Here is a 13,655-nt window from a genome sequence, read left to right on the forward strand (position 1 = left end):
CGGGATTTGTGAAAACCGTACCGAGCTCCGGTGGCGCCAGTATTGTTTGTGGCGCACAGTAGTTTAAAGACACACAGTATTTAGAGAAGTCTTTAGACAACGAAGCGGTATAGACAGAAAGGCGTTAAACACTATGGGAAACACCACGATGGAAGCACTCGCCAAGGTAGGAACCTCGGCGTGGCTCGACGATCTTTCGCGCCAGCGTCTCACCTCGGGCGATTTGAAGAACCTCATCGATGAACTGCGGGTGGTTGGTGTCACCACTAACCCGGCTATCTTCTCTTCGGCGATGACCGCTGGTGAGGACTATGACTCTCAGCTGGCGCAGCTCACCGCTGAGCGCGCGAATCCGTCAGATGCTGTGTTCGCCATGGCTATCGACGATGTCCGCGATGCCTGTGACCTCTTCGCCGGTGTGGCTGAGGATACCGACGGTATCGATGGCCGTGTTTCTATCGAGGTCGATCCTCGTTACGCCGACAACTACGAGGCCACGATTGCGCAGGCTCGTGAGCTCTGGGAACGCGTCGACAAGCAAAATGCGATGATTAAGATTCCGGCGACCGATGCTTCCCTGCCGGCTGTCACCCAGGCTCTGTCCGAGGGTATTTCGGTAAACGTCACCCTGATTTTCTCGGTGGAGCGTTACCTGCAGGTCATCGATGCGTTTATCGAGGGTATCGAGCGTGCGAAGGACAACGGCGTGGACCTGGTTTCGGTTCACTCTGTTGCGTCGCTGTTTGTTTCTCGCGTTGACACTGAGATTGATGCTCGCCTGGACAAGATTGGCTCGGAAGAGGCCTTGGCTTTGCGTGGTAAAGCTGGTCTGGCCAACGCCCGCGCCGCTTACGCCAAGTTCGAAGAGACCTTCTCCTCGCAGAATATCCGTTGGGCGCAGCTGGAGAACGCCGGCGCTAAGCCGCAGCGCCTGCTGTGGGCTTCCACCGGTGTGAAGAACCCGGCTTACCCGGACACCCTTTACGTGACTGAGCTGGCTGCTCCGCAGACAGTGAACACCATGCCTGAAAAGACGCTGCGCGCTGCTGCGGGCTTCGAGGGCGAGGTTCGCGACGCCGTCAGCGGTCAGGGTGAAGCAGCCAATGCTGTTATGACCCAGCTCAGCGAGATTGGCATCGACCTGGATGATGTCTTCGCTGTCCTGGAGCGCGAGGGCGTGGAGAAGTTTGTGGATTCCTGGCAGTCCCTGCTCGTGTCGATTGCACAGCGAATGGAACAGCTGCACGAACCCTGCTGATTATCTAGCTTCCTGTTGGAAGCGGCCGCATTTATGGCTGGCGTCAGCGGGTCGATGCACGATGCGAGTTACTGACTGCGCTATGGCAAAAATGGTCCGAAAAATAGCCTGAAAGTGTCATAAACTTGCACAGTTTCACATTTGCAGCCCGTGTTTTTCGGCCCGTAAGCTGCGCACAAAAAGCTCCCTGCGGAGGGGAGCTTTTTTGTGGGTGCTAGGATGCGGCGAAGGCGGGGCGCACGTCGGGCTGTGGGCGTTTCTCTTCCTTTAAGGCCCAGGCCATCACGACCGCGGAGATTACGGTGATGATTGAGGCAAAGATTGGCACAGCCGGCCAGGGAGCGCCCGGGATAGAGTCGGTCACGTCCAGCAGGTAGCTGAACAGGAAGAGCGCGACCAGTGCCAGGCCAATGGTGATCGATCCCGCACGAGAGCCCTTCGCGCCGGCGACGGTGCCGATTGCGGTGCCCGCCACGGAAGACATCAGGAAGCTCAAGAAGACGCACAGAGCGGTAAGCAGGATTGTCGTGTAGTTCTGCCCAGAATCCTGAATCATGTACAGCTCCCCGTTGGTGTCCGGGAACAGGGCCGGTCCAGAGGTGACAATGAAGCTATCGAATCCCCGGTAGTAACCGGACTTATTCTGTTCGGTGACCATCGCCACGACGATGAAGGCGGTAGCCACCAGCGATGTTCCCAAGATTGCAATGATTGCGGAGCGCACCCAGCGGGCGGTGCGCACGCCGTAGTCGCGCAGGGTGACCGAGCGCTGGGCGGTGATGAGGAAGAGGATGCCCAGCGCGATGATGCCCAGCAGGGTGTTGCCGGTGCCGCTGCCCACGAGCATGCGCCCGAAAGCCGAGTAGAGGATGGCCACGGCGGCGACGCCGAGGAAGGTTTTCTTGTTGGTTGCGATGAAAGCCCCGGTGCTCATTTCTTGCTCCTTTCGATGTAGGCGGAGGTGCTAGCGAGGTCGATGAGGGCCGCGGGGTCGAGGTAGCTAACCTCAACACCGAGGGCGCGGGCATGCGCGGCGGTCGATGGGCTGAGCGCTGCAGCCAAAATCGCCTCGCAGCGCTCGCCGAGAGTTTTCTTAGCGAGCACCGAGCCGGCCACCTGCGTCACTAGGTCCGCAGAGCCGCGTAGCACCGGATGGGTAGCGCGCAGCTTATCGACGTCATAGGGTCCGTACGCATCCTGCTTGTGCATGACGATCAAGGTGTCCACCAGGTCTGCGAGATCCTGGGAGTGCTGCGACGTGACCACAATGTCGGCCGATTCGGCGGCGTCGATAAGCATGCGGCGCAACATGGTGCGGTGCTCGACATCGAGGCCGTTGAAGGGTTCGTCGAAAAGCAATGCATCCTTGCCCGATGCGAGGGCGGCCGCAGCGATGAGCAGCTGGCGCTGGCCCAGGCTGAGCTTTTTGATGGGGGTGTCGCCGGGGAAATCTAGGAGGGACTCCGCGTGGGACACATCGAGTTGATCCCAGCCGGTGCGCAGGATGCGGAAATATTCGCGCGGGGTGACGCCGAAGATCTGGGTGTCGGGTGCTGCCTTCGCCACGGCAGCCGTAGGCATTTGCGCGAGGGTATGCAGGTAGTAGGTCTTGCCGGCGCCGTTGGGGCCAATCACGCCGTAGATGCTCATTTCTCCTCCTCCAGCATGGCGATGATGTCGTGGAGCGTAAGGCCGAGGATGTCGGCCTCCGCTTTTAACGGCTCGATGTAGGTGCGCTGGAACGCTTCACGACGCTCAGCTCGAATGCGCTCACGAGCGCCTGGGGTGACGAACATGCCGAGTCCTCTTTTCTTCTCCACGAGCCCCACCATCGACAGTTCCGTCATGGCCTTGGCAGCCGTGGTTGGGTTGATCTGATAGAACTCCGAGAGTTCCTTGGTTGAAGGGGCGCGACTCTCAGCCGCGAGCTCCCCGGACAGAATCATTGATTTCAGATTCTCGGCGATCTGGACGTAGATGGGCCGAGAATCCGCCTCCTTCGCCTGCATATCCACCTCCATGGTGTACGGGTATACCACCTATGCCATAAACCTAAAGCAGAAGAAAGGGGCCCGTCAAGGCCCCATCGAAGGAATCGGAAACGATTCCACCGGACTTTTCTCGATATGACATTATGTAAACCGTGAGTGATTCTCTGCAACGCAACGATCCGAACTCCCCTACTGCCAGTTCTCCGCACAACGGAGATGGCAGCACCAACCACGACGGATACGTCAACCCGCTGCGCGACCCGCAGGATAAGCGCTTGCCGCGTATTGCGGGGCCGGGTGGCATGGTAATTTTCGGAGTGACGGGCGATCTGGCCCGAAAAAAGCTCCTGCCTGCCATTTATGACCTGGCCAACCGCGGTCTGCTACCTGCCTCCTTCGCGTTAGTTGGCTACGGTCGTCGCGAATGGTCGAAGCAGGACTTTGAGGATTATGTGCGTACCGCAGTGGAACAGGGCGCCCGCACAGACTTCCGTGAGAGTGTCTGGCAGCGCCTGGCTGAGGGCATTCACTTTGTTACCGGTACCTTCACCGATGACGAGGCCTTCGATCGCCTGGCCGCGCAACTTGAGGAGCTCGATCGCTCCCGCGGCACCGCTGGCAACTGGGCCTACTACCTGTCCATTCCGCCAGCTAACTTCCCCGATGTCTGTCATCAGCTCGATCGTTCGGGGCTCGCGCAGTCGGGCGAGGATTATTGGCGTCGCGTGATTATTGAGAAGCCATTCGGCCACGACCTGGCTTCGGCCCAGGAACTCAACCGGATTGTGAACTCGGTGTTCCCAGAAGACGCTGTGTTCCGCATTGACCACTACCTGGGCAAAGAAACCGTCCAGAACATTCTGGCCATGCGTTTTGCCAACCAGTTGTTCGATCCGATGTGGAATTCTCACTACATTGACCACGTTCAGATCACCATGGCCGAGGACATCGGTTTGGGTGGTCGCGCCGGTTACTATGACGGTATCGGTGCAGCTCGTGACGTAATTCAGAACCACCTACTCCAGCTGCTGGCACTGGTGGCAATGGAAGAGCCCATCGCCTTTACCCCGGAAGAGCTGCAGGCGGAAAAAATTAAGGTTCTGCGTGCCGTCGAGCCAGTGCGTCCGTTTTCGAAATACACCGCACGTGGCCAGTACACCGCGGATTGGCAGGGCAGCAACTTTGTGCCAGGGCTGCGCGATGAGGAAGGATTCGACCCCGAGTCCACGACCGAGACCTACGCCGCTTGTACGCTCCAGATCAATTCTCGTCGTTGGGCCGGTGTCCCCTTCTACCTGCGCACCGGCAAGCGCCTCGGCCGTCGCGTCACTGAAATTGCGCTGGTCTTTAAGTCCGCACCGCACTTGCCTTTTGCGGAGACAATGACTGCCGCTCTCGGTCAGAACGCCATGGTGATTCGAGTCCAGCCTGACGAGGGCGTGCTCATGCGCTTCGGCTCGAAGGTTCCGGGCTCGGCCATGGAGGTGCGCGATGTCAATATGGACTTCTCCTACTCCGAGGTGTTTACCGAGCAGTCGCCAGAGGCCTACGAGCGCCTGATTCTGGATGCGCTTCTCGACGAGGCCAGCCTCTTCCCCACTAATGAGGAAGTCGAGCTGTCCTGGAAGATTCTTGACCCCATCATCGAGTACTGGGCCAAACGCGGCCGTCCCGAGGGCTACCCCGCAGGTTCGTGGGGGCCGTCCTCCGCTGACCACATGCTTGAGCGCGACGGTCGCGCTTGGCGACGGCCATAGGTTGCCGACCTCTCAGTTCTTAAGAATTTTCTGACAGAAAGAACACTTTCATGATTGTCAATTTGCCAGACACTGACACCGCGAGCATTGCTCGTCAGTTGGTGCAGCTTCGAGAGCAGGGCGGCATCGTTACCACGGGCCGTGTCCTTACCCTGATCGTTTTGGCCAAAAGCGAAGACGACCTGGAAAACATTATTTCCACGGTCAACTCCGTTTCCCGCGAGCACCCATCCCGTGTGCTGGTATTGGTCTCCGATGATCCACGCCTGGATAATCGCCTCGACGCGGAACTCCGCGTCGGTGGAGATGCCGGTGCTGCTGAGATCGTGGTTATGCACATGTCCGGTGAGATTGGTCAGCACCACAGCTCTGTGGTGACTCCCCTGTTGCTGCCCGATACGCCGGTCGTGGCGTGGTGGCCGTCTGAGGCGCCTCAAGTCCCAGCGGCGACACCAATCGGCAGGATTGCCCAGCGCCGTATCACCGATTCGTTGTGTGACCCGAATAGTAACGCTATCTACACGCGCCGTACGGGCTACACGCCTGGCGATTCCGACCTGAGCTGGTCGCGACTGACGAACTGGCGCGGTGTGTTGGCCTCGGCTTTCGACTTGCCGCCGCACTCGCCAGTGACCTCCGTGTCTATCTACGGTCCACAGGAGTCGCCATCGGTGGAGGTCGCCGCCGGCTGGTTGGCAGATCGCCTGGGGCTGCCGGTCAACCGCTACTCCACCGGGGAGAAGAAGATTCCGGTGGACGAAAAGGGCCGCGCCAAGCCACCGGTGACCTCGGTCGCGTTTGAGCGTGAAAATGGCCAGACCCTGCGCATCGATATTGAAAGCGCTACCACTGCATCGGTCACCAACGGAGAAAAGCCCCCGTTCAAGGTCGCATTGTCGCGTCCTACACGCTCCGAGTGCTTGGCAGAGGAGCTGCGTCACCTCGACCACGATACTGCCTACGGACGTGCCCTGCGTGGTCTCAGCCAGATTCACACCGTAGGCATGCAGACCCCAACGTCCACGATCACCAGCTTCGCGAACGAACCAGGAGTCTCTGACAAGTGACAACCGATAACGTCTTGAATACCGTCCCCGCCCCTCAGTTCCACCGCGCCGCCGACCAGGCCGGCATCGTCGAGGCTGCACGTCAACGCTTCATCGATGCGGTTGTCGCCGTCCAGAATGGCAACGTCTCTCCGGTCACCGATGACGGTTTTGTACGCGTCGTTCTCACCGGTGGCGGCGCAGGTACCGCTTTGCTCAGTGCGCTTGCCGACGATTCTGGAGACATCGACTGGAACCGAGTCCTGGTGTTTTTCGGAGATGAACGCTTTGTCGCTGCCGACTCGGTAGACCGCAATGCGCTGGCTGCTCGTGAGCGTCTCTTGTCCCCTGTCGGCGTGCCGGAGGAAAACATTTTCGAGTTCGCCGCTGCCGACAGCGGCATGACTACCACGGAGGCCGCCGAAAGCTACGAAGCTATCGTTCGTCAGAAGGCTCCAAACGGCTTTGACCTGCACCTTCTTGGTATGGGCGGAGAGGGACACATCAACTCGATCTTCCCACATACCGCAGCGCTCGCTGAGCAGGAACGCTTGGTCGTGGACGTGCATAACTGTCCGAAGCCACCACCGACCCGCATCACGTTGACTATGCCGGCCATTGCCAGTTCGCAGCGTGTGTGGCTACTGGTAGCCGGTGGTGAAAAGGCCGACGCGATCGCGGCGATCGCTCAGCAGGACGACCCAGCGCAGTGGCCAGCGGCCGGGGTCCGTGGTGCTCAAGAGACCGTTGTCTTTGTTGACGATGCTGCGGCTGCACAGCTTTAGGCTTCCGCTTCACCGTTAACAGCCAAGAAACAACAAATTCCCGTCGATAAGCGAAATGCTATCGACGGGAATTTTTATTACTTAAAGGCCTTCGGTGGGGCGTGCTGCGTGCGGAACCTACCAGCCGAAGGTATTGAACAGCAGCAACAGGACAATGCAGAGCAACCAGATAATCATGGTCACAATAGTGACGCGGTCAAGGTTCTTCTCCACCACAGTCGAACCGGACAGATTCGACTGCATACCGCCACCAAAGAGGCTGGACAGTCCGCCACCCTTACCCTTGTGGAGCAGGATGAACAGCGTCATCAGGATGGATGTGATGACCAGGACAATCTGAATGGCGAGGTACACGCGCACTTCCTTTTGAAACGTCGCTTCTTTAAGAACTCCAACTATACTAGCGCAATTGCTCCGCTGGCTAGGTATTCCCCAGCCGTCTTTTCTAACCGGAGTTGCGCAGTGCAGTTGCCAGACCGTTCATGGTCAGCTGAATGCCCCGACGCACCTTGTCGCGGTTATCGCCAGCACGGTAGCGACGCAGCATCTCCAGCTGGATGATGTTCAGCGGCATGAGGTATGGGAAGCGCATGTCCACCGAGCGCCTGAGCAGCGGATTGTCTTCAAGAAGGTCCTTGTACTCGGTTACCTTCAGGAACATCTTCAGCGTCAGGTCGAACTCAGCCTTGATGATGCTGTAGATGCGCTCACCGTCGGCCTTATTTTCGCACAGGCTAGCGTAGGCGCGCGCCAGGTTCAGGTCAGCCTTGGACATCACCTGCGCCATGTTCGACAGCACCGAGTTGAAGAACGGCCAGTCCTCGTTGAGCTGACGGAGTTCGGCTAGGCGGGAACCGTCCTCGTCCTCACCAATCCACTCCTGCAGTGCAGAGCCGACACCGAACCAGCCCGGCACCATAGAACGCTGCTGCGACCAGGACAGTACCCATGGAATTGCGCGCAAATCAGAGATGGTCTGAGTCTGCTTGCGTGAGGTCGGACGCGAACCGATGTTGAGGCTACCAATCTCATCGACCGGAGTCGACGATGTGAAGAAGTCGATAAAGCCCGGGTCCTCGTGCATGAGCTTCGAGTAGGCCTCACGAGACAGGTCGGAAATCTCCGACATGATCTCATGGGCGCGAGCTGGGTTCTTCAGGTCATCGACGTCGAGCAGAGTCGACTCGATAGTTGCCGAAACCAGCGCGGCGAGGTTCCTGCGCGCCGCCGCAGGGTGACCGTACTTCGCAGAGATAATCTCGCCCTGCTCGGTGACACGCACCGAACCCTGGACTGCGCCGGAAGGCTGCGCCAAGATTGCCTCGTAGGATGGTCCGCCACCACGGCCGACAGTACCTCCGCGGCCGTGGAAGAGACGCAGGCGAATGTCGTTGTCCTTCGCGGCTGCCACGATGGCGACCTCCGCGTCGTAAAGCGCCCAGTTTGCAGCGAAGTATCCGCCGTCCTTGTTCGAGTCGGAGTAGCCGAGCATGACTTCCTGCAGATCTCCGCGCGCAGAGACGTATGCGCGGTAGACCGGAATGTCCCACGCAGCACGCAGCACGTCGGCGCCAGCCTGCAGGTCTTCGATGGTTTCAAACAGCGGGATGACGTCTACAGAACCGGTCGGCTGGAATCCATTCGGACGAATCAGACCGACCTCCTTAAGCAGAATCATCGGCTCCAGCAGGTCGGAGACTGAGGTACACATCGAAATGATGCAGTGCGGCACTGCATCGCGACCGTACTTGCGAACCGCGCGCGATGCTGCACGCATAATGCCCAGCTCGCGGGCCGTGGCTTCAGAAAGATCTACGGAAGTCGAAACCAGCGGACGGGAGGACTGCAGTTCCTTGGTCAGCAGCTCGACCTTGTCGGCTTCCTTCAATCCTGCGTAATTGTCCACGACACCGGCAGCTGAGAACAGCTCGGTGAGGATTTCCTCGTGAGAGTCCGAATTCTGACGGATATCAATCGAGTACAGGTGGAAACCAAATACCTCAACTGCATCCATCAGATCGCGCAGACGGTGATCGGCGATGAGATCATCGTGGCTGGAACGCAGTGAGTCGTCGATAATCGAGAGCTCTTCAAGCAAGTCCTCGGCGCTGTCATACGGAGTGAACTCCGACCAGTCGCCCTCGATGATGGACTCATCGAAGAAGTTCACCGCTGTTGCCGCCACGCGACCGCGGATACCGTGAACCGCACGACGGTACGGCTCATCTTCACGGTTTAGTACGTCATTGTGGCCCCGGCTGGCCAAGGCGACCAGATCGACGGTGACCTTAGTCAGGCGGTCGCTGAGACTGAGTTCGCGCTCCAGCAGGTGCAGCTGCGAGAAATAGTGACGCAGGATGGTGCCCGCTGCTCGATCGGAGGCGTAGCGCAGCGTCTCCTCCGTCACGTATGGGTTGCCATCGTGATCACCGCCAATCCACGAGCCCATACGAATCGTTGGGTTAGCCTGCAGCTTGTCGCCGCCGAGCTGACGCAAGTGCTTGACGACGTCCCGGTTAATCTGTGGCACAGCTTCCAGCAGAGAAAGCTGGTAGTAGCGAAGACCGACCTCGACCTCATCGCGAATATCCGGGCGGTTCATACGAATCAGAGCCGTCTGCCACAGCGTCAGAATACGGCGGCGGATATCGGCATCAATCTCAGCGAGTCGGTCCGCGGTGCGTGCATTCAGCGGGGCTGCCTGGATCTCGTGGCGGCGCCGCATTGCGGCCGTGATGTGCTTCTGCACATCGAACACTGTACGACGACGAGTTTCCGTTGGATGTGCGGTCAGAACAGGGACGACCTCAATGTGGTCCATCATGTCCGCAATAGCGCTACCAGAAACCTTGGCGTCGCGAAGCTTCTGCCATGTTGCCTCCAGCGTGGAGTCCTGCGGCGGATCGCCAGCATCGAGAGAGGCCTCGATGCCTAGTTCTTCGTGCAGATCCTCAGCGAGGTTAGCCAAAAGTGCGAAGTGCGTGAAAGCACGGATGACCGGGCTTGCCTCGGCCGGGTCTATGTCACGGAAGAGGCCGGCGAGTTTCTCGATATCGCCATCGCCACGATGGAGTTCGAAGGCTGCGCGACGAGCATTTTCGACCAGGTTAAAGACCTCGTCACCCTCTTGCTCGCGGATTACCTGTCCGAGAATTCGACCCAGGTGGCGAATATCCTCCCAGAGCAAGTCCTGCTGCTTCGCGATAGCGGTCGATGAGGATTGCTCATTGCTTGCAGTGTTTCGGTCAGCATCACGATGTACTTGTTCGTTCATTGAGCACGTCCTTTTAAAATTGCCGGGCATTCAAAGTGGAAAGCCTCGGGAAATGTATTGCGCTGAATTATTGCCATTCGGTGTGTCTGGGTTGAGTCCGCCTAAAGGCAATAACCCCGAATCGGTTTTATGAGAATCAATAAAACCAATCCGGGGTCGCGCATGGCGCCTATCTTATCAGTTGATCTGATTTTATATGTAGTTAGGCGTTCTGAGCGGCATCTGCAGCAAGTGCACAGAGCTTGGCGAATGCCTCACCGTCGAGCGAAGCACCACCGACGAGGCCACCGTCGACGTCGGGCTTGCCGACGATCTCAGCGACGTTCTCGGCTTTGACGGAGCCACCGTAGAGAATACGCATCTCCTTGGCGATGGCCTCATCCGCAATTTCAGCGATGGTCTCACGGATAGCTGCACAGACCTCCTGCGCGTCTGCAGCCGATGCGACCTTACCGGTGCCGATAGCCCAGACCGGCTCGTAAGCGATGACGGTCTTGGCCAGCTCAGCGTTGGTCAGGTTAGCCAGGGAGCCCTTGACCTGAGAGACAACGTACTCAACGTGCTCTTCGGCTTCACGGACCTCCAGTGGCTCGCCGACACAGACGATTGGGTTCATACCCTCGCGCAGTGCTGCCTTAGCCTTCTTTGCGACCAGCTCATCGTCTTCTGCGTGCATATCGCGACGCTCGGAGTGACCGACGACGACCCAGGTACAGCCGAGCTTTGCCAGCATTGAGGAGGAAATCTCGCCAGTGTAAGCGCCGGACTCGTGGACTGAGACATCCTGAGCACCGTAGGTAACGCCGAGCTTATCGCCCTCAACCAAAGTCTGGACCGAACGAAGGTCGGTAAACGGTGGGATGACGGCGACGTCAACCTTGTCGTAGTACTCCTTCGGCAGAGCGAACGCGAGTTTCTGCACCACACCGATAGCCTCGAGATGGTTCAGGTTCATCTTCCAGTTACCAGCAATAAATGGTGTACGTGCCATAGTGGTGGAATTCACTTCCCTATCAATTAGTGGATTTTTAAGCGATGAAAACCAAGTGGTGGGAAAATCTTAGTCTTCCAGGACGGAGACGCCCGGCAGAGTCTTACCCTCGAGGAACTCCAGCGAAGCGCCACCACCGGTGGAGATGTGGCTGAAACCTTCCTCGTTCAATCCCAGGGTACGTACTGCCGCTGCGGAGTCGCCGCCACCGACGACGGAGAAGCAACCGTTGTTAGTGGTGGCATCGATGATGGCCTGTGCAACCTCGCGGGTGCCAGCTGCGAAAGCCTCCATCTCGAACACGCCCATCGGGCCGTTCCAGAACACAGTCTTGGACTCAGCCAGCACCTTGCCGAATGCCTCAGCGGAAGCCGGTCCGATGTCCAGGCCCATCCAGCCTTCCGAAATCTCGGTGGCGTCTACAACCTTGTTTTCAGCGTCTGCTGCGAACTTGTCGGCCACGACTACGTCGGTTGGCAGAACAATCTTGTCGCCGTAGCGGTCCAGCAAATCCTTACAGGTGTCAAGCATCTCTTCCTGCAGCAGGGATGCGCCAACGGCGTAGCCCTTGGCAGCCAGGAAGGTGAAGCACATGCCGCCGCCGATGACCAGGGAGTCAACCTTCGGCGCGAGAGCCTCAATAACACCCAGCTTGTCGGAAACCTTGGAGCCGCCGAGCACGACGGTGTACGGCTTTTCCGGGGTCTCTGCAACCTTGCGCAGAACCTCAAGCTCAGCCTGAACCAGGTTGCCGGCGTAGTGCGGCAGCTTCTTCGCGACATCGAAGACGGAAGCCTGGGCGCGGTGAACAACACCGAAACCGTCAGAGACAAATGCACCGTCCGGAACAAGTGCAGCCAGCTCGGCTGCGAACTCGGCGCGCTCTGCCTCGTCCTTGGAGGTCTCGCGCGGATCGAAGCGGACGTTCTCCAACAGAAGTACATCGCCCTCGGTCAAACCATTAGCGCGCTCGTGCGCGTCCTCACCGGAGACATCACCGGCGAGCGCGACGTACTGCTCCAGACGCTCAGAGAGAGCCTCAGCGACCGGGGCCAGGGAGAACTCGGACTTAACCTCGCCCTTCGGGCGACCCAGGTGAGCCATAACAACGACCTTGGCACCGGCGTCGACAAGAGCGGACAGAGTGGGCAGCGAAGCATCGATTCGACCCGGATCGGTGATTACGCCGTCCTTCAGCGGAACGTTAAAGTCGGAGCGGACGAGGACGTAACGGCCTTCAATACCTTCGTTGATCAGGTCTTTGACAGTCTTAACAGTCATCTCAATGAAATCCTTGTGAAAGTGTGTAAAAAACGGGCCGTGGGTGGCGTGCCCTACTCAGGCACAACCACCCCGGCCCGTTCGGGGTCTGGGATTAACCAGGTGTGTTATTAGAGGCGCTCACCGACGTAGACAGCCAGGTCGACGAGGCGGTTGGAGTAGCCCCACTCGTTGTCGTACCAGGAGACAACCTTGACCTGATCGCCGATGACCTTGGTCAGCGGTGCGTCGAAGATCGAGGAACGCGGGTCGCCCTCGATGTCCTTGGAAACGATTGGATCCTCGTTGTAGCCCAGAACACCCTTGAGCTCGCCCTCAGCAGCTTCCTTGATGGCAGCGTTGACGGACTCGACGGTGACCTCGTTCTTAGCAGTGAAGGTCAGGTCGGTGACAGAGCCGGTCGGGGTCGGAACACGCAGTGCGTAGCCGTCCAGCAGGCCCTTGAGCTGCGGCAGAACCAGAGCAACTGCCTTTGCAGCGCCGGTGGAGGTCGGAACAATGTTCAGAGCAGCAGCGCGAGCGCGACGCAGGTCCTTGTGCGGAGCGTCGTGCAGGCGCTGGTCACCGGTGTATGCGTGGATGGTGGTCATGAGACCGCGCTCGATGCCGAACTTGTCGTCCAGAACCTTAGCCATCGGAGCCAGGCAGTTGGTGGTGCAAGAAGCGTTCGAAATGATGTTGTGCTTCTCCGGGTCGTAGTCAGTGTGGTTGACGCCGACAACGAAGGTTGCGTCTTCGTTCTTAGCCGGAGCGGAGATGATGACCTTCTTGGCGCCAGCCTCGATGTGAGCCTTGGCAGCGTTGGCATCGGTGAAGAAACCGGTGGACTCAATGACGATGTCGACCTTGTGCTCGCCCCACGGCAGGTCCTTCGGGTCGCGCTCAGCGTATGCGGCGATGCGCTTGCCGTTGACGGTGAGGGACTCATCGTCGTAGGTGACCTCTGCGTCAAGCTTGCCCATGATGGAGTCGTACTTGAGCAGGTGAGCCAGGGTCTTGTTATCAGTGAGGTCGTTTACAGCAACGACTTCCAAGTCAGCGCCCGCAGCGAGCAGGGAGCGAAAGAAGTTGCGGCCAATGCGACCAAAACCGTTAATACCTACACGAACCGTCACAATAATCTCCTTAATGGATTGGCGAATCGATGCCACTTGTCAGGGCGCTGATTGCGCTCCAACAGGTTCACTACAGAAGTGTACGTTGGGTTTTTCATTCGCGCAGCGATGCTTTGGCGCAAAAATCCCAAATAAACGGAGATTCATCCAAATTTCC

At 58.6% G+C, this 13,655-nt stretch carries 12 protein-coding genes; 4 read left to right on the forward strand and 8 right to left on the reverse strand.

What is annotated here, in order from left to right; all coding sequences use genetic code 11:
- Positions 1–133 precede the first annotated feature (133 nt).
- Entirely contained in the window at positions 134–1,258 is a 1,125-nt protein-coding gene (gene tal / locus HMPREF2860_RS02525; RefSeq protein WP_038625367.1) for a transaldolase, read from the forward strand.
- A 214-nt stretch (positions 1,259–1,472) separates the two neighbouring features.
- On the opposite strand, the gene HMPREF2860_RS02530 is transcribed toward tal, so the two are convergent.
- From HMPREF2860_RS02530 to HMPREF2860_RS02540, 3 genes are read right to left on the reverse strand one after another with little or no spacing between them, the layout of a single operon-like run.
- On the reverse strand, positions 1,473–2,192 hold the full coding sequence (locus HMPREF2860_RS02530; protein ID WP_038625365.1) for a hypothetical protein: 720 nt from the start codon (positions 2,190–2,192) through the stop codon (positions 1,473–1,475).
- Positions 2,189–2,908 (reverse strand): AAA family ATPase, encoded by a 720-nt coding sequence (locus HMPREF2860_RS02535; RefSeq protein ID WP_070628568.1) that lies wholly within the window; start codon positions 2,906–2,908, stop codon positions 2,189–2,191. Before HMPREF2860_RS02535 ends, HMPREF2860_RS02530 begins: the two co-directional genes overlap by 4 nt.
- Positions 2,905–3,267, reverse strand: a complete 363-nt coding sequence (locus HMPREF2860_RS02540) for a GntR family transcriptional regulator (RefSeq protein ID WP_070628778.1) — start codon at positions 3,265–3,267, stop codon at positions 2,905–2,907. Before HMPREF2860_RS02540 ends, HMPREF2860_RS02535 begins: the two co-directional genes overlap by 4 nt.
- A gap of 233 nt (positions 3,268–3,500) precedes the next feature.
- On the opposite strand from HMPREF2860_RS02540, the gene zwf reads away from it, so the two are divergent.
- The 3 genes from zwf to pgl are packed head-to-tail and all read left to right on the forward strand — an operon-like array spanning position 3,501 to position 6,837.
- Positions 3,501–5,006 carry a glucose-6-phosphate dehydrogenase gene (gene zwf, locus HMPREF2860_RS02545; protein ID WP_038629644.1) on the forward strand — a complete coding sequence of 502 codons (1,506 nt, stop codon included), beginning with the start codon at positions 3,501–3,503 and terminating at the stop codon, positions 5,004–5,006.
- Between the two features lie 50 nt (positions 5,007–5,056).
- Positions 5,057–6,073: a glucose-6-phosphate dehydrogenase assembly protein OpcA gene (locus HMPREF2860_RS02550; RefSeq protein ID WP_038628980.1), complete on the forward strand. Its 1,017-nt coding sequence runs from the start codon at positions 5,057–5,059 to the stop codon at positions 6,071–6,073.
- The gene (pgl, locus tag HMPREF2860_RS02555; protein ID WP_070628569.1) at positions 6,070–6,837 is read left to right on the forward strand and encodes a 6-phosphogluconolactonase; all 768 of its coding nucleotides are present in this window, start codon (positions 6,070–6,072) and stop codon (positions 6,835–6,837) included. The genes HMPREF2860_RS02550 and pgl overlap by 4 nt, the downstream gene beginning before the upstream one ends.
- Before the next feature lie 117 nt (positions 6,838–6,954).
- On the opposite strand, the gene secG is transcribed toward pgl, so the two are convergent.
- From secG to gap, 5 genes are all read right to left on the reverse strand, one after another.
- Complete coding sequence (secG, locus tag HMPREF2860_RS02560) at positions 6,955–7,191, reverse strand: preprotein translocase subunit SecG (protein ID WP_038628976.1); 237 nt, start codon at positions 7,189–7,191, stop codon at positions 6,955–6,957.
- Between the two features lie 91 nt (positions 7,192–7,282).
- Entirely contained in the window at positions 7,283–10,111 is a 2,829-nt protein-coding gene (gene ppc, locus HMPREF2860_RS02565; RefSeq protein WP_070628570.1) for a phosphoenolpyruvate carboxylase, read from the reverse strand.
- A gap of 202 nt (positions 10,112–10,313) precedes the next feature.
- On the reverse strand, positions 10,314–11,102 hold the full coding sequence (gene tpiA / locus HMPREF2860_RS02570; protein ID WP_070628571.1) for a triose-phosphate isomerase: 789 nt from the start codon (positions 11,100–11,102) through the stop codon (positions 10,314–10,316).
- 69 nt (positions 11,103–11,171) lie between these two features.
- Complete coding sequence (pgk, locus tag HMPREF2860_RS02575; RefSeq protein ID WP_070628572.1) at positions 11,172–12,383, reverse strand: phosphoglycerate kinase; 1,212 nt, start codon at positions 12,381–12,383, stop codon at positions 11,172–11,174.
- Between the two features lie 110 nt (positions 12,384–12,493).
- A complete protein-coding gene (gene gap / locus HMPREF2860_RS02580) occupies positions 12,494–13,498 on the reverse strand; it encodes a type I glyceraldehyde-3-phosphate dehydrogenase (RefSeq protein WP_049181090.1) in 1,005 nt (334 codons plus the stop codon).
- Positions 13,499–13,655: the final 157 nt, after the last annotated feature.

Origin of the sequence: Corynebacterium sp. HMSC064E10, assembly GCF_001812505.1 — a bacterium.
Lineage (GTDB): Bacteria > Actinomycetota > Actinomycetes > Mycobacteriales > Mycobacteriaceae > Corynebacterium > Corynebacterium amycolatum.